This is a genomic window from Bacteroidota bacterium (genome assembly GCA_018692315.1).
Taxonomy (GTDB): domain Bacteria; phylum Bacteroidota; class Bacteroidia; order Bacteroidales; family JABHKC01; genus JABHKC01.
This window is the reverse complement of sequence record JABHKC010000048.1, coordinates 23008-49484: the sequence shown is the minus strand read 5'-3', so window position 1 is coordinate 49484 and position 26477 is coordinate 23008. Positions and strand designations below refer to the sequence as shown.

Below are 26477 nucleotides of genomic sequence, written 5' to 3'. Positions count from 1 at the left end.
TGTCATAATACATATTAAAATTAAGATTGATTTTATACTTTTCATTTTTTGTTTTTTAATAATAAAATTTGAAGTTTATATCCGATATTTAAATAGAAATCTATATACTTTGAACTTTTAACTATTAAGCTTGGTGTTCTTCACGAAGCAAATCGTTTATCACTTTAACAGGATTAAAAGTACTAATTGGGACTTCAACAAAAATTGTATTCCAATTTGCCATTGCACCGTTCCACAAACCCGGCAATTCCTGAGCTTTTAGGTCTCTACCATCTTTCGATTTTTGCGAAATAAATCCTGTATTCCCATCGACAAATTTCGATAAATCAAATTTTTGTCCTTTGTAATCTATTATTGAGCAAACCAGATCAACAGGATTGAAATGAGTTGAGCTTAACAATATTTCATTTTGGTTTTCATCGGATTTATCTATTTGCGAACTTTCTACTATCTGTAAAGAAGTGCTACCATCAACACATTTTGTGTAAAAAGGTCCTCCTCCGGGTTCTCCTTCATTTTTAACCATTCCGCAAACTCTGAATGGTCTATTTAATTTACTTTTCAGATATTTGATTTTTTTGGCATTTTCAAGATCGTCAAAATCTTCATTTAGAGTAATAAACAATTCTTTTTGCAAGAAGGCAGCTATTTTATTTATTGTTTTTAGATCAATTGCATTTTCATTTTCCAAAAGTTCAAGATATTCAAATACTTTTTTTTGAGCTGCGAGCAAAACACCGGCAAGAGCTTTTTTATAAATGTATGTTTCGTCTCTAATCCTATCTGGTGCAATATTGTCAATATTTTTAATAAAAATAATGTCGGCATCAATGTCATTTAAGTTCTCAATTAATGCACCATGCCCTCCTGGACGAAACAATATTTTCTCATCGTCTTCAACAAAAGGTTTGTTTTCAAGATCTACAGCAATTGTATCTGTCGAAGATTTTTGGAACGAGAATGAAATTTCAAACTGTACTTTCAATTCGTCTTCGTACTGCTCTTTTATTTCGTCGAACTTATTAATGAACAACTGTTTGTGTTCAGGCGATATAGTGAAATGAACCTTTACTGTTTCGTCAGCATTTTTGCAAAAGTGCGCAGCTTCAACCAAGTGTTCGGTAAAAGAAGTTCTTGCATATCCGGAATATTTATGAAATCTCAATAATCCTTTTGGCAGTTTTCCGTAATTCAATCCGTCTTCATTCAAAAGAGTTTCTACAATTTTAATGTAATTTTTTTTCTGATAGCAAACATCAATATTGCCATTGTTTTGTAAAAAAACCTCTCGTAAATCGTTATAAAAAGCGAAGGTTTGAATGTTTTCAAAAAAAGTTCCCACCGAATGAAAACCTCTTTCTGTCATTTGTTTCATATAGTCTTCTTCAGATTTCTTTCGAGAACTGATCAGTTCAAATAGTGCTTTGAACATTCGGCTTGCTGCACCCGAAGCAGGAACAAATTTTATTGCTTGCTTAATTTTTAACTCTTTGTCATACAATTTGATGCATTTTTGCAACTGTTTTTCGTCCAATTTTACAATTCCGGATTTGTATGTAGCTGGTTTTACAAGATTCAGATATGGAAACCCATTTTTAAAATTTTCAATTTGTTGACAAATATTTTTTTCGTTTATACCCTTGTCTCCAAATTGTTGTAAGTTTTTTTCTGTAAACATATTCTCTATTTTTATCAATACTTTATATTTTGTACAATACTTTTTTTCTTACATCCAACAAAAATCAAACTAACAAATTTATACATTTTAATAAACATAGATTTTTTATTATTGAAGTTAATCTGAACACTAGTGTCAAGACAAGTATATTATGACGTACCATGTCTTGTTTCTTTTCGTTTTTGTTTCATGATAAAAAGATTCACGTAGCTATGGCTATGCTTACTTTTTATCATATTACAAAATTCAAAAATTAACTGCAACATTTACATCATACTCTACACTTAACTTGACACTAGTAAAAAGCACAAGATAAAAATTCAATTTGTAAATAATTTGATTTTCAACTAATTATATTTTTTCTTGGCTATCTATTTTCAAAGATAATTCTTTTAGTTGGTCAATTGATATTTTCGAAGGCGAATCAATCATAACATCTCTACCTGAATTGTTTTTCGGGAATGCAATAAAATCGCGTATCGAATCGGATCCACCAAAAAGAGCTGCCCATCGGTCGAAACCAAATGCAATTCCACCGTGTGGAGGTGCTCCATATCTAAAAGCATTCATCAGAAATCCGAATTGAGACTCTGCCTCTTCATCTGTGAAGCCAAGTAGTTTAAACATTTTTTGCTGAAGTTCCTTGTCGAAAATTCTTATAGATCCACCACCGATTTCAACTCCATTTATTACTAAATCGTAGGCGTTTGCTCTCACTTTTTCGGGCTCTCTTTCCAAATTTTCAATATCTTCGTTTTTTGGAGAAGTAAAAGGATGGTGCATTGCATGGAATCTTTGAGTTTCCTCGTCCCATTCGAGCAATGGAAAATCTGTTACCCAAAGTGGCACAAATTTGTTTCTATCTCGCAATTCTAATCTTTCTCCCATTTCGAGACGTAGTTCACACAATGCTTTCAGAGTATGATTTTTTTCTCCTGCCAGAATTAGAATTAAATCGCCAGCTTTTGCATAGAATAATTTTGCAAGATTTTGCAAATCGTCTTGACTATAGAATTTATCGACTGAGGACTTAAAACTTCCATCAGCATTGCACTTTATGTAAATCAAACCTTTTGCTCCAATTTGTGGTTTCTGAACAAATTTTGTGAGCTTATCTAATTGTTTTCTTGAATACGTACCACAATTTTCTGCACAAATTCCACCTATGTATTCTGCACTTTCGAACAACTCAAAATTATTTCCTTTGGCTGCCTCAGAAATTTCCGAAATTTTCATTTCAAATCTTAAATCGGGTTTATCCGAACCATAATATTTCATAGCATCTGAAAAAGAAATTCTCGCAAATGTTTCAGGAATTTCAATATTCATAATTGATTTGAACAAATGTTTGGCAAGTCCTTCGAATGTATTTAAAACATCTTCTTGCTCTACGAATGACATTTCACAGTCTATTTGGGTAAATTCAGGTTGGCGGTCAGCTCTAAGATCTTCGTCTCGAAAGCATTTAACAACTTGAAAATATTTGTCGAATCCTGCCACCATCAGCAGTTGCTTAAATACCTGCGGTGATTGAGGCAAAGCATAAAACTCATTTTTATTCATTCGTGAAGGAACTATAAAATCTCTGGCACCTTCAGGTGTCGATTTTATCAAAACAGGAGTTTCAACCTCAATAAAATCCAGGCTGTTAAGATAATTTCTCACCTCGAATGCCATTTTGTGTCGAAGTTTTATATTATTTCTTACTACATTTCTGCGAAGGTCTAAATATCGATATTTCATTCTAAGTTCATCGCCACCATCAGTTTTATCATCTATTGTAAATGGTGGAATTTCCGATTTGTTTAAAATTGTAAGCTTATCAACATCAATTTCAATTTCCCCGGTACTGATTTTCAAATTTTTATTCGATCTTTCACGAACCTTTCCAGTGGCAGAAATTACAAATTCCCTTCCAACTTGTCTGGCTTGTTTGCATAATTCCGGTTTCGATTCCATATCGAAAACCAATTGTGTGATTCCATATCTGTCGCGGACATCAATGAAAGTCATACCTCCAAGGTCTCTTGATTTTTGCACCCATCCGCAAAGTGTAACATTTGAATCTATATTGTTGATGTTTAATTCTCCGCAAGTATTTGTTCTAAGCATACATTTCTTTTTATAAATTTTGCGACAAAAATATTATAATTTTTCGGTTTAGGTTTTTTTTGGTTTTTCTGTAGCTAAAAGTAAGCTTGCTGAAAAAGTTTGATAATTTACAGAGAAATTCTGAAAATCCAGTTAGAATTAAGGATTCGAGAAATAGTATCGCCATATTGAGGGTTTTGTTTTTTAACAAAACTTTTGTTAATAAGAAAATGCTGAATATTCCGTGTTTGATATTGGATATTGGAAAAACAATTGCTCCCATCAAAAATTCCTGCGAAAGCAGAAATCCCTTAAAAAAACTGCAAAAATTCAACTTGCATAAAAATTTTTAATTTTTTTCCTCCCTAACACTCAAACGCTTACAAGATTTTTTTGCAAATAATTACCAAAAAACATGAAAGATTTTTGGGCTTTTTGTTATTACTATATGAGAGGGTTTAGTTTTTTGAAATTCAGATAAAAATCGGAATAAAACTAAAAGAAGTGAAAATAATAATGAAATTTGAAATTGTTAGCTTAATTCGAACATTTGAAATATGTTTGAGATACTTGATAACATTATATGGTTTACAAATACAGGAGATTCAATTAAAAATAACACTTGAATTAATTAAATTTCCTTAGAAGCTTGCAAACTTGCCGGTGCCCTCACCTCACTTCTTTATCGGTAAGTCTTGCAGGCTTCTTTTATTTTTTCAAAATAAGACCGAATACTATTTCCCAAAGAGTATTAACATTTTTGAATTGGGGAAAAACAAATTCGACTGAATTTACCTCAAAAAAGGAAAGCAATTTTTTGATAGATTTTTTTCCGATGTTTAATAAACTTTTTTGAGGATAAACTTGATATGAAAAAAATCTTATTTGCAATATCAAAACACAATGAAAAAACACAATTAGAATAGTATTAATTTAAAATTTAGCAAAATGAAAAAGTATTTAATTCTTAGTTTATTATTAATAATAGTTAATAGTATTATGGCACAGTATAGCACATATCCTATTGATGCAACTGATCCCTCGTTTGATGAATCATATAACCAAACAGCAAGAGATACAATCTATATTCAAGGAGATGTCAATGGCGAAAGAAATAACATTTATTTTAAAGATATTACCGGAGCTCCTAATAATAGTGATGGTTATACATATATTGTTAACAAGAGTAATATTCCTGTTGTAATAAATGGAACAACAACATCAGGAGGAGGAAATGGTTTTTGCATTGTTTTTAGAAATTGCACGAACTTTGTATTAACAAGTAGTACCAATACTTCTGATCCATATGGAATAAAACTTTATACAAAAAAAAATGGAGCTTATACAGATGGAATATCATTTGATGGTAAGTGCCATGACTTTATAATTGAAAATATTGAAATCTATGGTGATCCTAATGACATATTAGTATCTAGTAATAATACAGCAGGGATATATATTAATGATCCACTTCCTTATTATCATGTAGGTGGAGGGGGATGTGCTCCACAAAATATTTTTGAAAGATGGGGAAATTATATAGATTTATCAACTAATATTTTTACTGAAGGATATTTTATTGAAAATGTTATTTTAAGAAACAATTATATTCATGATGTGGGAAAAGAAGGCATGTATATTGGACATTCCTATCCTTATCAATATTCTACTTTAACTTGTGGACAAACAAGCTATAAAATATTTTGGGCTGAATTGAAAAACATACAAGTTTATGGTAATATTACCGAAAACACTGGTGCAACAGGAATAAAAATATCAAATGATAGTCTTGGAATAGTGATCCATGATAATGTAATAAAAAACTATGGACTAAAAGACGGTATGAATAATGCAGGTATTTTTATCGGTGGAGGAACTTTTCAAGCTTCAGTTTATAACAACTGGATTGAAAACGGAACCGGAGAAGGTATTGGTTCAAAAAGCTCATATGATATTAATATCTTTAACAATGTAATAAAAGATGCTGGGAATGTGCCTAATACTGATGATGGTCATGGAATATATATTAATTGGTATTCAGAAAATCCTGTTTATAGTTATAGTGCTGGTAATGGATATAGTATATATAATAATACAATTATTGATTCGGAGGAAGATGGAATATATATTCAAAATTCATGGCCATCTATAAAAAAAATATTCAATAATATTATTGTTCATAACTCTTCAAATACTGATATTAATATTATTAATGGACTATCGACATGGACTAATAGTGATAATTACGGTACTGACGATATCTCTGATGTTAAATTTATTGATGCGTTAAATTCGGATTATAATTTGTCTATGTATTCTCCTTGTATTGATAATGCTTTTGATTATCCAATCGAATTTGATCAAAACTACAAAAGCAGACCAACTTGTTATGGTTTAGATAAAGGGGCATTCGAAACAAGCATATTACAATGGCAACATCAAACTTCAGGATCAACTCATACAATTGTAATACCTAGTACCACAGGTATGAGAAAAGTTGATTTAGCGACAAATCAACAAGTGCCACTTGAGGATGGGGATATAATTGGAGTTTTTTATATGACCAGCGAATATGATATGGCTTGTGGCGGATATGCCGAATGGAGTACAACAAGCGGTACCACTGTAATAGCATATGGTGAATCAAGTACTGGAGCCGATGATGGATTTGAACCAAACGAGAGGATAACATGGGTAATTCATGACAAAAATGAAAACATTGAATATTCTGCTTGGGGCACAAACCTTAGTTATGATTTCGTAACGTTCACAGCAAGTGGCAATTCACAACTTTTCGAACTTGTTTCTAATCAACAAAAAATTGAACTTGGAAAAACCTGGGATTATATTTCGACATATATACATCCCTTATGTCCTGAAATTGAATTCGTTTTAAAAGAGATTGAACCTTATGTTGATGAAATTCAGCGATATAAGAATGGTCTTCAAAATGGAAATCAGGATATAAAACAATATATACCAGATGTAATAAATGAAATAAATGATATAATACCTGGCGAAGGATTTAAAATTCATATGAATGAACTAACACACGATCTTAGAATTATCGGTGCAAAAGTTCCATATAATTATCCAATACTATTAGAGGATCAGGAAAGTTTATTTGGCTATTTACGTTATACTGATGAGATGATTGAAACAATGATCGCTAATGTTGCTACTGATGTTATGTATGTTAAAGATGATGTTGGTTTCATTTATTTTCCAGGTTGGGTAAATCAAATTGGTGAAATGAAACCAGGCGAAGGCTATTATTGTAAACTCGTTTCTAATCCATCAAATCCAGTTACATTAATTTATCCAAATACTGTAACGAAAACTTATAATTTGCCAATGGAAAAACCTGAAATTTCATATTATCAGGACTATTTCAAAACATATAATACAATGGGCTTAGGCATACCTATAGATTCATGGGATTATATACCTGATCATGGTGATGAAATCGGTGTTTTCGATTCTCAGGGCAATCTATGTGGGGCAGCAGTTTTCGAAAGCAAGAATATTATATTTTTAGTTCATGGAGATGATAAAAGTTCAAATATAAAGGAAGGGCTTAATGAAAATGAAAAATTCGCTATAAAAGTTTATAATTCATTTTCCGGTATAGAACGAGAATTTAAAGTTCCCGAATGGATTGAAGGTAGCGAAAAATATGAAAATGATGGAATAAGTATTGCAGGAAAAATGCAAGAAATTGTTCCGGAATCTGTAGTTTTTTATCCGATTTCTCCAAATCCTTGCAAAGACAATTTTAAAATAAATTTCTACCTTCTAAAAAAAGAATCTATAAAAGTTAATTTATTTGATATGTTTGGATCAAAGATAGATAATATTATTTCAAAGGAATTGACAAAAGGATATCATTCCTATAACTATCAGCTTGGTTCTCTTTCACCAGGCACATATCTAATTAAACTTTCATCAAAAAGTTATAATACTACAAAAAAAATCGTGATATTGTAATTGAATTTTTTTGTAATATTTCCTTACAATTTTATTAAGTATAATTCTTGTAGCGAAGTATTACCTAAAATCTGTATGTCATCGGATGACTATTTATGAGATTGTATAAGTCATCCGATGACTTACATATTAATAATTTGAAAATAGCTAAAAGAATACTAATTTTGTTTAAAAAAATTAATTATGAAAATCTTTATTTTAATAGTACTTACATTAATTATAAGCCTTCAGTCTTTTACACAAGAAGTAGAATGCGAATGGATACTTTCTGCCGGTTCAAATTGGGAAGAATATCCTTATGTAATTGATAATGATAGTAGTGGTAATTGTTATATGTTGTTTGGTGGTGTATTTCAATCTTTTATGATAGATACAATACAAATCACTAATCAAAGTATGGTTGTTGTTAATGATGACGGAAGTGCAATCAATTCTATTGTTGTGGATTTTAATACTTATAACCAAAAATTTAAATATAGAGATGGCATTATGTCTGCCAATTTCTGGTGGCTCCTTTCACCAAATCAGTTTGGAAATACAAGTGGAATTGTTGGATTTGGGCAACAAGATGCTGCAATTTGGAAATATGACATTAATGACAATCCATTGTGGGTAAAAGTTTTTGGTGGCACTGGAAATGATTGGGCAGTCGATTTTGAATATGATAACAATAATAATTTATATGTTATTGGAGAATTTGAAAGCCCATCTATTTCTTTTGGTTCAAGCATTGTTAATAATCCAAATGGTATTGGAGATATATTCTTAGCAAAATATGATTCTATTGGCAATCAGGACTGGTTAATTAGTGGTGAAATGTCCTCAATTAGTAGCGAACCAAAAAAAATATTAATTGATAATTATGGATACGTATATATATCAGGAATATTTTATTCTTCATTCACATTTGCAAATATTTCTTTAACACCAACTCTCGGAGGAGGCACTTTTCTTGTAAAAATAGATTCAAATGGAAATGGTGTTTGGGGCAAATCTATTGAAGGTTTTATAACTGATATGAAAATGGATACAGAAAATAATTTAGTTATTATTGGATGGAATCAGAGTAGTACATTATTTATGATAGATAATGATACTGTCTGGACTTCTAATACAGGTCTAAATGCACGGCACTTTTTCGCTGCAAAATTAGATACTGTAGGTAATATTATTTGGACTAACTTTGGATATGGAAGTGAATGCTATTGCGGGTACCTTGCTATTGATAATAATAATGATATTTATCTTTTAGGAGGTTATAGCAATTGGTTAACTAGCTTAATTCAATTAGATACCTTTACCCTTCCGTATTCTGCTTATCAAAACTCATTTGTCGCAAAGTATAGTTCATCAGGTGATGTACTGTGGGTAAAAAATATTGCAGGTGAATATAATCGTCCAAGAGATATTAGTATCTACGATAATGATATATACCTTTGTGGCGATTATGCTGGAGAATTATCCATTGATAATGATACAGTTTATGGTCATTTTGCATGGACAGATATTTTTCTCGCAAAAATTTCTCAAAATTATCCTGAACCGGCCAGTCAATCTATCGACCTTGTTCAGGGCTGGTCTATTATTTCTACTTTTATTGATATTGATATCCCAAATCTTGATTCTGTTTTTATTGATATTGATACCAATCTTATAATTATGAAAGATGAGGCAGGTCTGGTTTATTGGCCAATTTACGGAATTAATAATATTGGAGATTTAACAATTGGCGAAGGCTATATCGTAAAAATGGATGCTTTTAATATTCTTGAAGTTACCGGAGTTGCAGTTGTGCCGGAAGTTACATCTATAAATTTACAAGCCGGCTGGAATATTATGGCTTATCTGCGTCAGTCAAGCGGAGATATTGATAGCATGCTAACCGGCATTTCAAATATTATCATAATGGTAAAAAATGATCTTGGTTTAGTTTATTGGCCAATGTACAGCATTAACAATATTGGAAATATGTATCCCGGCGAAGGTTATCCAATAAAAATGGAGGATGTAGCTACTTTGGTTTATCCGGCTAATTAGAAGCTGGCACCAGTCCCTGCGGGTGGGGTGAAAGAAATCAGAATATTTTCAAAAAAATATACGTTCAAAAAAATATTTGAACTTAAAAAGTAAAGCTCCAAAGGAGCGAAATATAAAAGCGTAGGGTGTAAGCCCTACGAATAATATAGCAACAATAATCAAGCCCCAACGGGGCGAAATATAATGTTTATCAGACGATTACACCCCTTTGGGGCTTGAATAATTATTTGTTTTTTCACAAAGGGCTTCACTCTTTGCTATTGATTTCGCTCCTTTGGAGCTTAAAATATGTGAACGAAGAAAAAAAATAAAATGTCGCGATTTCGTTCACCCCACCCTGCGGGTTTTGAAAACCCGCAGGGACTTTTTACTATGATGACCACAAGTTACAAACTTGCGGTAGGCATGTTAGGACAGTGAGGCTCTCGAACTGTCCTCTTGCTATTCCCCAACAATCGTAATTTGTAGTTTTCGCCGTCCACCGTAGTTTCTAAATTCACATAGGTAAATTCCCTGCCATGTGCCAAGATTAAGTTGATGATTCGAAATTGGAATTGTTAAAGTTTGCCCAATTAGTGAAGCTTTCAGATGTGCCGGCATATCGTCAGCTCCTTCGAAAACATGTGTATAAGTTTTATGATTTTCAGGAATTAGCCAATTCATAAATGATTCGAAATCATCTCTAACCGATGGATCGGCATTTTCGTTTATCGTAATTCCTGCCGATGTATGTTTTATAAAAATATTGATTATCCCCTTCTCGGGAAGTGCAGGGATATTTTCTTCTAATATGTTTGTTATCAAATGATAACCTCTTTTGAATGATGGCAATTTTATTTCAAATTGTTCGAGCATGGCTTTGTTTTATTTTGTGAAATTAATTCGTAAGATTCAGCAATAAAAAATAATTATGGGAACTTCTAAAAATGCAAATTTCTTCGTTTTTTCAAAATTTCAAAATCCTCATTTACAATAGTAAACTACGGTTTTGAAATTTCTTACGCCTTGAAATTTGCTATTTTAAGAAGTCCCCTTATTTATTTATAGCATAAAAATGAAAGCTTTTGTGAGTCTAAAATTTCGTTAGAGATTTCGATTAATAGTTCGGAACTTACAGCTTCAATTTTTTTGAATATATTTTCCAAACTTTCAACTTTATTGAAATGCAAAAAGTTTTTTCCCATTGAAAGAAGCAAACTTACATTGCTCTCGTACGAAATTGCAATTTGCCCAATTAATTGTCGCTTTGCCTTTGCTAATTGAATTATTCCTAATTTTTTAGTTTTCAACTTAGCAAATTCTCTTAAAACCAAATCGTTACTTTTTTGCAAATTCAACTCATCGCAACTAAAATACACATGAAAAACGCCTGTATCGGTATATGGAAGATAATTTGATTCTACATTATAAGAATAGCCTGTTTTTTCGCGCAAAGCAACATTGAGTCGCGAATTCATATTCTGACCGCCAATAATATTATTTAACAAAACTAAAGCAACTCTATTTTTATCTTTCAGCGAATAAGCTGTTGTTCCAATAATATTGTGGGTTTGGTATGTATCTTTTATTTCAATTCTTTTCTCAGGCAAATAATTCCCGTAAGAATTTCTTGAAAAATTTCTCAAATTTTGAGGAATGTCATAAAAGTATTTCTCAAAGCATTTTTTCACTTTTGTGAATGGGAAATTTCCATTTGAACAAAAAACAATTTCGTCTGTATTATATTTTTTCTTGATGAAATTAAGTATTTCTGTTTTACTGAAATTCTTGAGTTTTTTTGGCTCACCGAGTATTTGCCTGCCAATTGAATTGTTTTTGAAAATCATTTCTTCGAACTCGTCGTAAATTAACTCGGAAGGGGAATCTTTGTAGGAATTTATCTCATCAATAATTACATCAATTTCTTTTTGAATCTCCTTATCAGGAAAAATAGAGTTAAAAAAAATATCGCTCAGTAGTTCGACAGTTCGGTTGAAATACTGATTCAGAAAACTTGAATAAATAAATGTTTCCTCCTTAGAAGTATAAGCGTTGATTTCTCCGCCAACATCTTCAACTCGTCCAATTATTTGAAAACTTTTTCGTTTGGCTGTCCCTTTAAAAATTGCATGTTCTGTAAGGTGAGCCATGCCATGCTCATTCTCATCTTCGTCTCTTGAGCCTGTGTTTACAATTATTCCACAATGTGCGATTGGCGACTGTGTTTGTTTATGAATTAACCTTATTCCGTTTGGGAGAGTTTGAGTTTGGTATTGCATATGTTTTGTAATTTAATTTATCACCCTAAATTCAATTCTTCGATTCAATTGTCTTCCTTCAGGCTTGTCGCTACCATCGGGATTTTTGTTTGGAGCTATCGGTTGAGTTTCTCCAAAACCTTCAGAAATCAAGCGATTTTTGTTAATTCCTTTTTTCAGGAGGTAGTCTGTTATAGATTTTGCACGCCTTTTTGAGAGATCCATATTAAACGCATCGTTTCCTTTTGAATCGGTATGTGCTTCAATTTTGATATTCATCTCAGGATTGTCATTCATTATAACCAGTAGGGTTGTATCTATGGAGGACTTTGCTTTTGCAAGTAATTCAGCACTGTCGAAATCAAAATAAATGTTTTCAAGCTTGATTGGTTTTTTCGGAATTTTTTGAAGTATCAAATCATTTATTAATGTATCGCTATAATCGATATTTTCTGTATTGATTTTTTTACTTTTTGAAAAATAATCTTCTTTAGAAGCAATAATTTTATATTTATATCCAACATCTACATCAATTAGATAATCACCGTTTTCATCACATTCATTTTCCAAAATTAGTATTTCTTCCTCTGTTTCACGATCAATCATATAAATAGAAATCAAGGTGTTTTCAAGACTTCTTTTTGTTGTATCATCAATTAATTCATAAACACTCCCTTTAATTGCAAAATGAATGAATGCAGTATATCTGAATGAATAAATATCATCGCAGCAGTTTTGATTCCGAAAGGAAACTCCACCATCTCTGTTCGATACAAAAAATCCATATTCTTTGTTCATTGTAGTAAAATACAAGTCGTCGTAACTTGAATTTAAAGGATAGCCAATTTGTGCAGGCTTAGTCCAGTTTTTTTTCTCCCCATATGATTTATAAATATCTAAACCTCCGAGACCCGGATATCCATCTGAACTGAAATACATAGCACCGGTGCGAATGTCATAAAAAGGGGCTAATTCATCTCCTATGCTATTTATATCACTTCCAAGATTTCTCGCTTCGGTATAAGTCTTTTTCCTTTTATTAAAGATAGTGTACCAAATATCAAAGCCTCCTCTCCCACCCGGCCTGTTGCTCACAAAATACAAAATCTCTTTGTCTTTATGTTTTGAATATCTTCCAATTGTGGGTTGTGTAGAATTGAAATCAAGATGATTGACATGAGCAGGCAATATCTTTGGTTTCTGCCATTCATTTTTTTCATATTCAGACACATAAATATTGCATATTTTGATGTCATTTAGATTTTTTTCGCATCGGGCTAAATAAAACCTGTCGCCATAAGGTGAGAAACATCCGTTTCCGTTTGAAAATGACAAATCATTAAATTTTTCTTCTAACAATCCTGCATTTTTCCATAAGTTACTGATTTTCTCAGCTTTGTAGAATTGTTTTCTTTTCGCTGTGCCAGAAGGTAATAATGTATCAGATTGAAGGCTTGCAAACCAAAAAGTATTTTCGTTGACCGGAATGGGTGAAAATTCGGAATAAGCTTTATTAATACTGGTGTCGAGATGAATTATTGCCACTTCAACAGGAGAATTTATTAATGAATCACTAATAGCACATGATTGCAGCCCTATTTCAGAAAGCTTCCTATATTTTCGGTCATAAATATTCTTAGATCTGCTATTGAGAAACACATTATAAAAGCTGTCAGCTATAGCATATTCAGCTGTCATTTGAAACGAAATGGCAGCAAAATAAGAAGCAAGCGGATAATCAATATTTTTTTTGGCAGCCAGTTTTGCATAATTTTCCCTTGCTTTTTTGTAATCGCGAGTAAGTCTTTGTAGTTCAGCCAGAATATAGATTTTGTCATATTTCTCGGGCTTCAGCTCAATATATTTTTCATAAAGCTCTTTTGCTTTATAATAATCTTGTTTTATGTATGCCCTTCGAGCTTTGCGTTTTAATTTGCGTGGTTTTTCTTTTGACAAAGAATATTGTGAAAAAAGCAATGTAAGAACAACTATGATGGTGGTAATTCTATAATAAAAAGAAGCCATAATTTGTATTTATTCGCGTGAACAAGGAAGAGAATTTTTATTAATATCATGAGACAAACCTGTATAAATAAGTCCAATCTCAAATCCTCCTACCGATTGAGTATAAGCTTTTAATTCAGAAATATTGATATCAAAACTTGCACCTATAAGGTAGTCGCCTTTTGCTATAGCGAGTGAAACAATTGCAGCATCAGTTTGCCTGCCAAATCCACTTCTGACCGAACTACCCATTAGAATATAATGAAACTTACTTGCATTGTTTTTTAGATCGAACCTGAAGCGGCAGCCGGCAAGCATGTTTTCAGCCTTCGTAGTTTTTTGGTAATAAATATTTGGAACCAATGAGAAATAATCTCCTACAATAATCCTCGTTTCAAGGCTGTACATTGACCTAATTTTGAGCCTTCCTCCCAAATCTGTAAATCTTTCTTTTGGAAGATTAATATGAAAAAAAGACACTCCTATCTCCGGTTCAAATCTACCAATTTTTCTTTTCCAAAGAATGCCAGCGTTCATATCCGGATAAGCTATATTATTATCCATTCCTGTTTCTAAAGATGGAAGTGAAGGATTGATTGAGCCGGTAGTAACATCGAATTGTGTGCTGTAAGTAGCATTTGTAAATTGCTTAAAAACCAATCCTCCCTGGATACCGGTTCTGAAAATATTTCTTCCAACTACTTTTTTGTATGAAGCTGAAAGCAAGAACTTTGTAACAGTTAAATCTATCGAACCTGATTTATCATAAATCAGAACACCGCCGAGACTCAGGTTTTTAAAGAGGTTTTCAAATTTTTTATCAAAACTTACTCCAAAAGTTTGATATCCGGGATCAGCAAATTTCTTCCATTGCGAACGAAAAAGATTGCTAAAACGCCAGTTACCATAAAAATTGCCAGTGTTTGCAGGATTCAGAATTAGCGGAGAAAAATCATATTGCGAAAAGTGAATATCCTGAGAATTAGCATTTTTAATAAAAATACTTGACCAGATCAGGACTATTATTATCGTATTTATAGCAATTCTCATTATCAAACTTTATCTGATTAAGTTAATGTAACCACGTTTTTCGAATGTTTGATCAAGCCAGGATTTAACTTTTACAATATAAATATAAGTGTCGTTTGGTTGATCTTTACCTTTGTAGGTACCGTCCCAAGATGCATTGTCATCATAAGATTCATACACTAATTCACCCCATCTGTTGTAAACTTTCATTTCCACAACTTCTTTGATTCCCCATCCTTGTGGAAAAAAAACATCGTTGATTTCGTCATTATTTGGAGTAAAAACAGTTGGTAAATCAAGGCTTGTTTCAGGCAAAATATCAATATGGTATGTATTGGTGATTTTAAAACAATCATTAATTGGGTCAGTTACCAAAACCGTATATGTATTATCTACAATAGTTAAGACAATAGGGTCGTAAATATCGGTAGCATCAAGTGTTTCATCGTAAACCCATTCATAAACAAATCCGTTTCCTAACCAAGCATCCAACTGAACAGTTTGGCCAATAATTACGCTTGTATCCCAGTAAATTGCAGATGGAGTGATTATTACATTAACTTTCAAATCGCCAAAGCCAGGGCAACCAAATCCATCAATAATACTTACTTCGAATGTTTGAGTATTGTATAGAATTATCAGCTGGGTGGGAGATTCTGGATTCTCAAATAATGTATCGGGCGACCAAAAATAATATGTAATGCCTCCTTCAGCACTTGCTGAAAGTTCTGCCAAATCGCCTTCGCATATCCATATCTCAGGAGTTAGGACTACTGCATCGTCACGTACTATCATTTTTTCAGTATATGAATCCTGACAGCCCCAACTGGCATTTTCTATGTTTAATGTAACAAAATACTCTCCCGGAGTTTCATATGGATGGAAAATATTTTCTCCATTTGCATTGGCTCCATCGCCAAAATCCCAGTTAAACTCATCGGCATTTGTTGAATTTTCCTGAAAGTAGAAAGTATCTCCTTTACAAATAGTTAAATCTGGCTCGTTGGTGCAAATGAAAAAGGCTTCTACATCGAAGAAATTTAACGGAAGTTCAAATATCGAGGGGCAATTTCCATCTTCTCCCGAATATGTAACACTAAGGGTAACTGAGGCACCTATATTTTCGTTGGTAGGAAATGTAAAATTGTCGGATAGATTTCCAGAACCATTGAGTGGTGTTGAATTTGGGTAAAACAATATTGACCATGATTCAACATCTTGATTTACTGAAAGTGTGAAATTCTCGCTATTTCCGAGGCAGAAAGTATCATTTGCAAAGGAAATTTCTAATTCAGGGTAGATTATATTAATATCGAAAGTTTCAAAATCAAAACATCCTTGAACAGAATTGTAATAAGCGTATAGAGTTACTGTCATCTGCCCTGTACTTTGATAGGTATGATAAGCATCCGATCCTGTATAATTAGGGCTACCATCACCAAAATTCCAAATCCATTCGTCTGAACCAGTTGACAAGTTCGTAAAAAACGATTGAGTTCCCAGGCAGGCAATAGGATTTGTTGTAAAATCTGCTATTGGATTAGCCACCAAAACAGAATCCAAAAGTGTATAGGAGCAATTTGGCGAATTGATAATAACTGAAATATAAAAAATACTATCTACCTGAAAATTTCCCCCATATGTATGGTTTAGGCTAAATGATGTTGAGCTTGGGTCTAATGTCCCATCACCAAAATCCCAAACCCAGTTCGAAATATCCACAGGATTTTGCAATTGCAAACCCAGAGGTGTATTAATACAAATTGCATCAGCCGATAAAATAAGATCGGCTGACGGACCTTCAACTGTAAATGTATTACTGAAAGAATCAGAACATCCAAAAGCTGTACTGACAAGAAGATTAACAGTATAGGTGCCAACTTCTGTCCAAGTTAACTCAACAATATTTGCACTATACATCATTGGAGGAATTGTCCAGCTTAATGTGTACATATCCTGACAGGAACTGGTATTTTCAAAAATGTATTCGGCAGGAATACAACTTACAGTTTGATTGGGACTGTATGAAAAGGAAGCTGTTGGCATATCGTGAACGGCAATTTCAATAGGATAATGAAAAGTATCAATGCAGCCCCATGTATCTTCAACTGCAAGATTAACTGTATAATTTCCGGTTGCACTGTATATAAGTGTAGGATTTTGAGAAGTAGAACTTATGCCATTTCCAAAATCCCAATTATAAATCGGATAATTATTTGTTGCCCAAAAATCTATCTGTTCACCTATGCAAATGTCAAGATCAGATACTGAGAAAATTGCATCAGCACTGGAAAATTGAACAGCCAGATTTGCTGTTGATGAACAGCCGGCCAAATCGCTTATAGTAAAAACAATTTCGTATTGGTTACCTGCTGGAACACTGTTATAAAAATGATTGACTGTAAAACTATCTGCCTGAAAACCATCTCCAAAGTTGAACAAAGTAGTTTCAATTCCTGTGTAAGAAAATGAATTATTAACAAATTGAACCATTCCGCTATCACAAATTAAAAGCGGACTAACAGCTATATCGGCATTAATGTCTGTTACATAAATATTTCGCCTGATTGTGTCAAAGCACAAATTTGCATTTGAAGCAATCAGACTAATTTCATAATATCCTGTATCCTGATAAACATGTGTAACTTGAGGAGCATTGTTTGTAATTGTAGTACCATCACCAATATCCCAGTTCCAGTTGTTTGCATTAACTGAGGTATTGTTAAGTGTTATTGCTGAACCAAGGCAAATTATGGAATCATTGTTGCCAATGAAGCTAAAATCGGCAGCTATTTGTGGGTAAAAATCAATATAATCTGTTTTAGTTGCTTCACAGTTTTCCGAACTATAAATCAATGAAATAATTGTTTGACTACTGCTTGGATAGAAGTTTGGATTGTAATAATACTCAACAAAAGTACTTTGCGAACTGTCAATATTTCCATCGCCGAAATCCCATGACCAGCTAACGATATTGCTCGTGTCGTACATTTGAACCTGTATAGAATGTCCCTGACAAATTATTGATGGATTTAAACTAAATTCGGCTAAAGGACCTTCTACATCAAAAGTTTTTGTAACCGTGTCGCTACAGCCAAATTGACTTGTTTCTATCAGGCTAACCTGATATGTTCCCGGAAATTCATAGGGCATAAACACACTTTGACTTGGAGCAGTGGAAGCTGAATTATAGAAATTCCATGCTCTTGACCCAAATACATCAACAATTGAAGAATCGATGAAAGTTATCTGCACAGGGAGACAAAGTGTATCTTCGGAAGGATCAGAAAAAATTTGTGCAATAGGATTTTCATGAACTTGAATAAAGTTGGGGTACACTATAGAATCCTTACATCCGTCATTTTTCTCAACCACAACTGTTACATCATAAAATCCAGGATCATCGAATGTGTGGATAACCATTGTATCATTGTTTGGATAACTGATACTGTCTTCAAAATACCAGGTTACGCCCGGGTATGGTTGAGATATTTCAATTAATGAAATTCCTGATGGGCAAATATCCTGCTGACTTGAACTAATTTCGAAATCAATGGCTGAGATATGAATCAAATCCCAAAAAGTATCATAGCAACCAAAAGTATCTTCAATTAAAAGGTAAACATTTACCGTAGTATCATATAAAAAGTTAAAATATAGAGAGTCAGGCACATAATTCATATTAAAACCTGAGCTTACGTTGAATGTCCAAGATACAATTGTAGAATCAGCATAACTCAGATCGTTAACACTTATATAACCCGGAGAACACAAATATTGCGGATCAAACTCTAAGTTTGCACTTATAAAATGTATGTCAATTGTGTCAAAATGATAGTCAAAACAACCATTGATATCCTGAACTGTAAGTTTTATGATATTCAGTCCATAATTCCATGAATGGTAAGTGTGGGAAATTGTAGGAAAAGGTGTCTTTTCTACTACTCCATAACCAAAATCCCATTCGTAGCCGGTAAAACAAGCAGTATGTAAATCTTCTGAGTCATTTGCATTAAATAATACCGGAATTCCTGAACATCCATCATCTTGAACAACAAAATCTGCATAGATTTCCCTGACATAAACAGTCAGACTATCCTGAATGAAACATCCTGTGCTAAAATTATGAATTTCCAACTTAACAATATAGTCTCCCCTATCATTATAATTATGAAAATAATCAGATACATTTCCGGTATCAATTACTGTAAAATCGCCGAAATCCCAAACTATTGAATCTGCACCAATTGCATTTGCATGAAAATGAAACTGGTATGGTTGAGCACAATCATAATCATATGAAATATGTCCAAGTGGTGGCTCAAGAAATATTCGTGGGTAAGCAATCTGGTGTTGATATAGTATGCTATCATAATATTCATAAAACTCTATGGGAATAAATCCTGTATCCTGAGCAAAAGAATAGACATTAGGTGCCAAAGATCCACAACCGGTAAAAAGGTCGAACATTTGCTCATATGCAGAATAATAGCTTTGTGGATAATTTCCACATTCGGGGAAACATGCACAAACAAATAAATCTATGACTGGAGTGTTTAAGTTGCAAATAATATCACTCGTATCTAAAACTTCAATCTCTATTGGGTAAGAAATATCTGTACATCCAGAAACGTTTGTTATTGTTAAATAAACCTCATATATGCCGACCTGAGAATAAGTATGTGATACATTATCGCTTGTTGAATTAAGTGTTGTGCCATCACCAAAATCCCAAAACCAGTTTGCAATGTTGCCAGCTCCATATGATGAATCGCTGAAATCTACAGTTACAGGAACACATCCATAGTTTACATTTGGCATAAACCAGGCAACCGGAAGGTCAATAATAATAGGATCAGGATGAAAAAATTGATTATTACATCCATGCTGGTCAGTGGCAAGAAGGTACGGGTGAAAGATGTCTAATTGAGGCATATCATACAATCCTGTATCTGTATCATAGAAATAGTGAAACGGATTTTGAAATGGGCTAACATTGCCGTCACCAAAATAATACATCCATGATGTTGCATTAATAGACAAATCAGTAAACTGGACTCCTAAAGGACTTGAACAGCTATAATCAGGATTATACTCAAAATTTGCAACTATTTCTTCCAGAATTACAGTAATAGTGGTATCATCAAAGCAGTTTCCTTCTTCCACCGTAAGTGTTACATCATAATTTCCTGGTCCTGAAAAGCAATGAAAACCGCTAACATCACCTGTTCCGTCTCCATAATCCCAGTACACAGTTGAAAAATTACTTGTATTTATAAAAAACGCACAATCGCATATATAAAAATCATTTGAATTGGAAATGATAAAACTTGCTTCGGGAACAACTATGTCTAATTGATAACTTTGAGTATCTGTACATCCCCAATTGTCGGTTACTGCAAGCGAAACATCGTAGTTTCCTTCATAAAACTCAATCATATTAATTGTAGAATCACTTGTTATTCCATTATCAAAATCCCAGGAATAGAATATTGTATCAGATATAATCGAATTTGTGTTTGCAAAACCAAAAAAAGTAACAAGTATTGGAATATCGCAGTCAGTAACAGTTTGAATATTTGAAAAAATTGATGGATTTGGCGGACTTGATATTGTCAATAAACTATCAAGCAGCATAAAGTCAGAACATCCATTGTCATCAACTACCTCAAGCGAAACATCAAAAAAACCTGTTGTTACATACGTGTGTAAAACGTTTGCCTGGTTATTGCTCTGTAAAGTTGCTCCATCTCCGAAAGTCCAGTTTGAACTAACTATGCTGGCTGCACCAATTGCGTATGAACTATCGGAGAATGCAGCCGAATACGGTGTACAAGCCAAATTAATACTTTCAAGTTGAAAATTGGCAATAGGATTCTCAAAAACTTCAATAATTGTAGTGTCTGAAAATTGATTGCCGTTATTGTTTTGTCCTGTAATAATTACATTATATACTCCAGGATTGGAATATGTGTGATAAGCAATTGTGTCAATTGAACTGGCTCCATCACCAAAATCCCATAATATGTTCGACAATCCGGATCCGGAAGAATTAAACAAAACACCTGTTAGAGGCGAACATCCAGAGGTAGGAGTGATTGCTATTTGTGATTTTGCATTATTAAAAACAATCAACAATAATATAATCACAATGTTTAGATGTTTTGAAAACATTTTATTAATTTTGAATATTCATTTTAATAAATATATTATGTTTCAAATTTAAGAAATTTTTTATGAAATTGAAATTAACCCACCTATTTTTATTATTTTTTTGTTTATTAAGTTTAAACTTGAAAGCACAAAATTGCTTTGTTGTCCCAAATCAGGTGCAATATCAATTTGAAACCAGCTTAACACAGGATTTTTCTGCACATGGAATGAATCCTTGTCATCGAAATTTAAGCATACACTTACATTTGATAGCTAATGAAAATTATGAATATGAGCCGGATTTTCTAATAATTGAAAACACTCTGGTTAAGCTAAACGATGCTTTCAAACGATCCGGAATTAGTTTTAAATATTGTGAGATAGATTCTATTGAGAACTATAAATACAATATTCTTGCTCTCGATAAAGAGATTCCAGAGTTGAGAACACTTTATTATAAGGCAGGAGTAATAAATGTTTTTGTTGTTGATTCAATTCCACTGTCTGGAGCGAATTATTCAATTGAAGGACATAGCTTTTTCCCAGGTGGTGATGATATTATAGTTGTTAGCAGTAAATCATTTAGCGGCAATGGTTTAACACACCAGATGGGACATTTTCTGGGTTTGTATCATACATTTGAAACTTTCTTTGGGCTTGAATTGGTCGATGGGTCAAACTGCCAACAAGCGGGCGATCTTTTGTGCGATACTAAAGCTGACAAGCATGTTGAACAAGAGTATTGCAATCCAAAGTTTATAGAATTCGATCCTATTGGTCAGAAATACAGGCATTCGTTCGAAAACATTATGTCATCGCATGATTCATGCAGATGTGTTTTTACTATTTCTCAATTAAATAAAATGGTATATATACTTGAAAATGAAAGGTCGTATATAAAATAAAATAATGCTAACTTAGCATTATTTCAATTTTTGAGTATAATTCTTTTTTCAGTGAAATAGCACCATTATTTTTTTTGAATAGCTCCGTCTGATTTCAAAAACGCATTGACCAGAAATTGCAATTTTGCAATAAACAAAATCTAAATTGAACTAAAACCTACTATAAACCAAAAGCTTATAGTAGGTTTTAATTTACTATGAATTTATTAAATAAATTTAAATTTCGAACCAAGATATTTGGCTGAACTTCCAAGCGTTTCCTCAATTCTGAGTAATTGGTTATATTTTGCAATCCTATCGGAGCGTGATGCAGAACCAGTTTTTATTAATCCTGTGTTTAATGCAACAGCTAAGTCGGCAATTGTAGTGTCTTCAGTTTCGCCAGAGCGGTGACTCATAATTGAAGTATATGAATTTATATCTGCCATTCTCACAGCATTTATAGTTTCTGTAAGAGTTCCAATTTGATTTACTTTTATAAGGATTGAATTTGCAGTATTTTCAAGAATTCCTCTTTCAAGACGTTTTACGTTAGTAACAAATAAATCATCTCCAACAATTTGTGCTTTATGACCAATTTCTTTTGTCAAAAGTCTCCAACCGTCCCAATCGTCTTCGTCAAGTCCGTCTTCGATAGATAAAATTGGATAATCATTTGTCCACTTTTTCCAATATTCAACCATTTCGAAAGATGTTTTGTCTTCCATAGTAGAATCAAAGTGGTATAGTTTTTTCTTCTTGTCGTAAAACTCAGAAGCTGCTGCATCCAGAGCAATATAAATTTCTTTGCCAGGAATATAACCAGCTTTTTCAATTGCTTTAATTACAACTTCAATAGCTTCTTCATTGGAATTTAAATTTGGTGCAAAACCGCCTTCATCGCCAACATTAGTTGAATGATTCTCCGATTTCAAAACAGATTTTAAACTATGAAAAACTTCAACACCCATCCTTAGAGCTTCACTGAATGATTTTGCACCTGTTGGCATAATCATAAATTCTTGTATATCAATTTTATTGTCGGCATGAGAACCTCCATTTAATATGTTCATCATAGGAATTGGAAGAGTATTTGCATTTACTCCTCCAATATATCTGAACAATTCTTGATTTGTGAATTGTGCTCCAGCTTTAGCTACAGCGAGAGATACGCCAAGTATGGCATTTGCACCGAGTTTGGCTTTGTTTTCAGTTCCATCAATTTCAATCATTCGAGCATCAATGTCGTTTTGCTCTGTTACGAACATTCCTTTTAGTTCGTCGTTTAAAACTGAATTTACATTATTTACAGCTTTTAAAACTCCTTTTCCAAGATATTTTTGTTTGTCGAAATCTCTCAGTTCAACGGCTTCGTGAACTCCTGTAGAAGCTCCTGATGGAACTATTGCTCTACCACCAAATCCATTCTCTGTTATTACTTCAACTTCGATTGTTGGATTTCCTCTAGAATCCAAAACCTGTCTTGCATAAATATTTGCTATTTTTCCCATTTCTGTCTTTTTTATTTTTACATTTTTTTACTGAAAAAGGGGGATAAAAATATTTTTTATCCCCCCTTTAATATAATAATATTTCTATTTCAATATTAATTACTTTCTTCTTTTGGTTTTTCTTTATCTTCTTCTTTTTTCTCTTCAACTTTTGATTCCTCAGTTCCTTCTACTTTTACTTCCTCAGTTTCTGCAGTTTCTTTAGTCTCCTCTTCTACAACTTCAGTTTTTGCAGTTTCTACAGAAGTAGCAGTGTCATCAGTTTTTTTGCTTTTCTTTCTTCTTCTGGTTGCTTTTTTAGGTGCAGCATCTTTTTCGGCAAGCATGTTTTCATTATAGTCAACCAATTCTATTATGCACATTTCGGCATTATCGCCTAATCTATTTCCAGTTTTTAGAATTCTCGTATATCCCCCATTTCTTTCAGCAATTTTTACAGAAATTTCTCTATACAATTCAGAAACAGCCTCTTTGTCTTGTAAATAACTAAACACAACTCTACGTGAATGAGTTGAATCGTCTTTCGATTTTGTAAGCAATGGCTCTACGAACATTCTAAGAGCTTTAGCTTTTGCAACTGTTGTAGAAATTCTTTTATGTTTGATAAGCGAATTTGCCATATTCATTAACATGGCTTTTCTGTGGGGCGCTTTTCTACTTAGATGATTAAAATTTTTTCGGTGTCTCATTTCTTATTATATTTTGCTTTCTGTAATTTTTTATTTTGAGTCAAAAGAGAAATTTTACTCTTGATCTAATTTATATTTTGTAATATCCATTCCGAAATCCAAATTCATTGTAACTAACATTTCGTTAAGTTCTGTTAGTGATTTTTTTCCGAAATTTCTAAATTTCAACAAATCGTTTCTATTAAATGCAACTAATTCGGATAAAGTTTCTACATCGGCAGCTTTAAGACAATTCAATGCTCTCACGGACAAATCAAGATCAACAAGTTTTGTTTTTAAAAGCTGTCGCATATGAAGTATTTCCTCGTCAAATTCTTCGGTTTCTTCTTTTTCTTCAACATCTTCTGTAATTTTCTCATCTGAAAACAACATGAAATGTTTGATTAAAATGGTTGCCGCTTCTTTAAGTGCATCTTTTGGCATTACTGAGCCATCCGTTTCAATATTAATTACAAGTTTTTCGAAGTCGGTTTTTTGTTCAACCCTATAATCTTCAATGTGATAATTTACATTTTTTATCGGAGTAAAAATAGAATCTACTGGAATTAATCCAATAACTGGTTCAAGAGGTTTGTTTTCGTCAGATGTAACATATCCCCTTCCTTTTTTAATGGTCATTTCCATTTGAAATCGCACATCCGGATTTGTAAGATTGCAAATTACATGTTCAGGATTTAGTACTTTAAAGCCGCTTATAAATTTTTCTATGTCGCCACCTTTAAATGTGTCCTGACCAGTAATGTTTATCGTAACCTTTTCTTCTTCAACATCTTCAACCTCTTGCTTGAATCGAATTTGTTTTAAATTTAATACTATATCGGTAACATCTTCTCTGATTCCAGCCATAGCAGAAAATTCGTGATCAATCCCATCGATTCTAATTGATGTAATTGCGTATCCTTCTAAAGATGAGATTAAAATTCTTCTGAGAGCATTACCAATTGTGATCCCATATCCTTGTTCAAGTGGCCTGAATTCAAACTTGCCGATTTTATCGTCTGAATCAAGCATTATAACTTTATCTGGTTTTTGGAAAGCTAATATTGACATATTTGATTTTTTCTTTTATTAAAACAAATGCTATTTTATTATCTAAAAATATTTTAAGCTTATTTAGAATACAATTCAACAATAAGTTGTTCTTTTATATTTTCAGGTATTTCTTGTCTTTCTGGAGTATTCATAAATTTTCCGGCCGACAATTCATTATCCCATTCTATCCAAGAATAAGCTGAATGACTTGCTGAGGACAAAGAATCTTGAATTGATTCCATAGATTTAGATTTTTCACGAATTCCAATTATATCGCCAGGTTTAACTTGTCGTGAAGGAATATTGCAAACTTCGTTGTTAACAATTATATGTCTGTGTCCAACCAGTTGTCGTGCTCCGCTTCGAGTAGGGGCTAATCCCATTCTATAAACCACATTATCTAAACGAGATTCAAGCAATTGAAGCAAAATTTCACCTGTAATTCCTTTTATTCCAGATGCTTTTTTAAATAAGTTTAAAAATTGCTTTTCAAGTACTCCATAAGTCCGTTTAGCTTTTTGTTTTTCTTTAAGCTGAATTCCATAGACTGAAGGTTTTTTTCTACGTTTATTGTTACCGTGCTGTCCTGGAGGGTAGTTTTTCTTTTCTAATGCCTTGTCGGGTCCAAAAATTGGTTCTCCAAATATTCTTGCTATTTTAGTTTTTGGTCCAATATATTTTGCCATCTTTATTTTTCAATTATAAATTAATATTTAAAATACTTAAAACGAATTGTTTAATTATACTCTTCGTCTGTTTGGTGGACGACAGCCATTGTGAGGTAATGGAGTAACATCAACAATTTCAGTAACTTCAATACCGGTACTATGAATCGATCGCATTGCTGATTCTCTGCCTGCCCCAGGTCCTTTTACATAAACTTTTACTTTTCTTAATCCTAGATCGTAAGCTGTTTTAGCACAATTAGCGGCGGCTATTTGAGCAGCATAAGGAGTATTTTTCTTTGATCCGCGAAAACCCATCTTTCCTGCTGAAGCCCAAGATATTACTTGTCCTTGATTATTTGTCAGAGAAATGATAATGTTGTTAAAGGAGGCTTTAATGTGAGCTTGACCAACAGGCTCAATTTTAACAACTCTTTTCTTAGCAGATACAGTTCTTTTCTTTGCCATAATTACTATTTA

15 protein-coding genes are annotated in these 26477 nt (G+C 32.8%); 3 read left to right on the top strand and 12 right to left on the bottom strand.

What is annotated here, in order from left to right:
- Positions 1 to 124 precede the first annotated feature (124 nt).
- Both HN894_04455 and aspS read right to left on the bottom strand, forming a co-directional pair.
- Positions 125 to 1678: a DUF4301 family protein gene (locus tag HN894_04455; protein ID MBT7142569.1), complete on the bottom strand. Its 1554-nt coding sequence runs from the start codon at positions 1676 to 1678 to the stop codon at positions 125 to 127.
- 351 nt (positions 1679 to 2029) lie between these two features.
- The gene (aspS, locus tag HN894_04450; GenBank protein MBT7142568.1) at positions 2030 to 3790 is read right to left on the bottom strand and encodes an aspartate--tRNA ligase; all 1761 of its coding nucleotides are present in this window, start codon (positions 3788 to 3790) and stop codon (positions 2030 to 2032) included.
- Between the two features lie 927 nt (positions 3791 to 4717).
- Here aspS and HN894_04445 point away from each other — a divergent pair.
- Complete coding sequence (locus HN894_04445; GenBank protein ID MBT7142567.1) at positions 4718 to 7756, top strand: T9SS type A sorting domain-containing protein; 3039 nt, start codon at positions 4718 to 4720, stop codon at positions 7754 to 7756.
- 183 nt (positions 7757 to 7939) lie between these two features.
- The gene (locus tag HN894_04440; GenBank protein ID MBT7142566.1) at positions 7940 to 9793 is read left to right on the top strand and encodes a hypothetical protein; all 1854 of its coding nucleotides are present in this window, start codon (positions 7940 to 7942) and stop codon (positions 9791 to 9793) included.
- 441 nt (positions 9794 to 10234) lie between these two features.
- On the opposite strand, the gene HN894_04435 is transcribed toward HN894_04440, so the two are convergent.
- The 5 genes from HN894_04435 to HN894_04415 all read right to left on the bottom strand — a co-directional run bounded on the left by HN894_04435 (position 10235) and on the right by HN894_04415 (position 21237).
- A complete protein-coding gene (locus HN894_04435) occupies positions 10235 to 10648 on the bottom strand; it encodes a YjbQ family protein (protein ID MBT7142565.1) in 414 nt (137 codons plus the stop codon).
- Positions 10649 to 10830: 182 nt separating this feature from the next.
- On the bottom strand, positions 10831 to 12051 hold the full coding sequence (locus tag HN894_04430; protein ID MBT7142564.1) for an insulinase family protein: 1221 nt from the start codon (positions 12049 to 12051) through the stop codon (positions 10831 to 10833).
- Between the two features lie 12 nt (positions 12052 to 12063).
- Complete coding sequence (locus HN894_04425; protein MBT7142563.1) at positions 12064 to 14055, bottom strand: OmpA family protein; 1992 nt, start codon at positions 14053 to 14055, stop codon at positions 12064 to 12066.
- Between the two features lie 9 nt (positions 14056 to 14064).
- Positions 14065 to 15084, bottom strand: a complete 1020-nt coding sequence (locus HN894_04420) for a PorP/SprF family type IX secretion system membrane protein (protein MBT7142562.1) — start codon at positions 15082 to 15084, stop codon at positions 14065 to 14067.
- 9 nt (positions 15085 to 15093) lie between these two features.
- Entirely contained in the window at positions 15094 to 21237 is a 6144-nt protein-coding gene (locus tag HN894_04415; protein MBT7142561.1) for a PKD domain-containing protein, read from the bottom strand.
- Between the two features lie 119 nt (positions 21238 to 21356).
- Here HN894_04415 and HN894_04410 point away from each other — a divergent pair, with 119 nt between their 5' ends.
- Positions 21357 to 22121 (top strand): hypothetical protein, encoded by a 765-nt coding sequence (locus HN894_04410; protein ID MBT7142560.1) that lies wholly within the window; start codon positions 21357 to 21359, stop codon positions 22119 to 22121.
- Between the two features lie 206 nt (positions 22122 to 22327).
- Here the strand turns inward: HN894_04410 and eno are convergent, their stop codons facing one another.
- The 5 genes from eno to rpsK form a co-directional block, all read right to left on the bottom strand.
- Positions 22328 to 23611, bottom strand: a complete 1284-nt coding sequence (eno, locus tag HN894_04405) for a phosphopyruvate hydratase (protein ID MBT7142559.1) — start codon at positions 23609 to 23611, stop codon at positions 22328 to 22330.
- A gap of 95 nt (positions 23612 to 23706) precedes the next feature.
- Positions 23707 to 24300 (bottom strand): 50S ribosomal protein L17, encoded by a 594-nt coding sequence (gene rplQ, locus HN894_04400; protein MBT7142558.1) that lies wholly within the window; start codon positions 24298 to 24300, stop codon positions 23707 to 23709.
- A gap of 54 nt (positions 24301 to 24354) precedes the next feature.
- Positions 24355 to 25350, bottom strand: coding sequence for a DNA-directed RNA polymerase subunit alpha (locus HN894_04395; GenBank protein ID MBT7142557.1), 996 nt, complete (start codon positions 25348 to 25350; stop codon positions 24355 to 24357).
- A 59-nt stretch (positions 25351 to 25409) separates the two neighbouring features.
- On the bottom strand, positions 25410 to 26018 hold the full coding sequence (gene rpsD, locus HN894_04390) for a 30S ribosomal protein S4 (protein MBT7142556.1): 609 nt from the start codon (positions 26016 to 26018) through the stop codon (positions 25410 to 25412).
- Between the two features lie 54 nt (positions 26019 to 26072).
- Positions 26073 to 26465, bottom strand: coding sequence for a 30S ribosomal protein S11 (gene rpsK, locus HN894_04385; protein ID MBT7142555.1), 393 nt, complete (start codon positions 26463 to 26465; stop codon positions 26073 to 26075).
- Between the last annotated feature and the right edge of the window lie 12 nt (positions 26466 to 26477).

What these genes read in the sequence shown, in the direction of transcription:
- HN894_04445 (MBT7142567.1), top strand. Translation starts at nt 4,718, where the DNA reads ATGAAAAAGTATTTAATTCTTAGTTTATTATTAATAATAGTTAATAGT.
- HN894_04420 (MBT7142562.1), bottom strand. Translation starts at nt 15,084, where the DNA reads ATGAGAATTGCTATAAATACGATAATAATAGTCCTGATCTGGTCAAGT.
- aspS (MBT7142568.1), bottom strand. Translation starts at nt 3,790, where the DNA reads ATGCTTAGAACAAATACTTGCGGAGAATTAAACATCAACAATATAGAT.
- rpsD (MBT7142556.1), bottom strand. Translation starts at nt 26,018, where the DNA reads ATGGCAAAATATATTGGACCAAAAACTAAAATAGCAAGAATATTTGGA.
- rplQ (MBT7142558.1), bottom strand. Translation starts at nt 24,300, where the DNA reads ATGAGACACCGAAAAAATTTTAATCATCTAAGTAGAAAAGCGCCCCAC.
- HN894_04425 (MBT7142563.1), bottom strand. Translation starts at nt 14,055, where the DNA reads ATGGCTTCTTTTTATTATAGAATTACCACCATCATAGTTGTTCTTACA.
- HN894_04435 (MBT7142565.1), bottom strand. Translation starts at nt 10,648, where the DNA reads ATGCTCGAACAATTTGAAATAAAATTGCCATCATTCAAAAGAGGTTAT.
- eno (MBT7142559.1), bottom strand. Translation starts at nt 23,611, where the DNA reads ATGGGAAAAATAGCAAATATTTATGCAAGACAGGTTTTGGATTCTAGA.
- HN894_04455 (MBT7142569.1), bottom strand. Translation starts at nt 1,678, where the DNA reads ATGTTTACAGAAAAAAACTTACAACAATTTGGAGACAAGGGTATAAAC.
- HN894_04415 (MBT7142561.1), bottom strand. Translation starts at nt 21,237, where the DNA reads ATGTTTTCAAAACATCTAAACATTGTGATTATATTATTGTTGATTGTT.
- HN894_04430 (MBT7142564.1), bottom strand. Translation starts at nt 12,051, where the DNA reads ATGCAATACCAAACTCAAACTCTCCCAAACGGAATAAGGTTAATTCAT.
- HN894_04440 (MBT7142566.1), top strand. Translation starts at nt 7,940, where the DNA reads ATGAAAATCTTTATTTTAATAGTACTTACATTAATTATAAGCCTTCAG.
- HN894_04395 (MBT7142557.1), bottom strand. Translation starts at nt 25,350, where the DNA reads ATGTCAATATTAGCTTTCCAAAAACCAGATAAAGTTATAATGCTTGAT.
- rpsK (MBT7142555.1), bottom strand. Translation starts at nt 26,465, where the DNA reads ATGGCAAAGAAAAGAACTGTATCTGCTAAGAAAAGAGTTGTTAAAATT.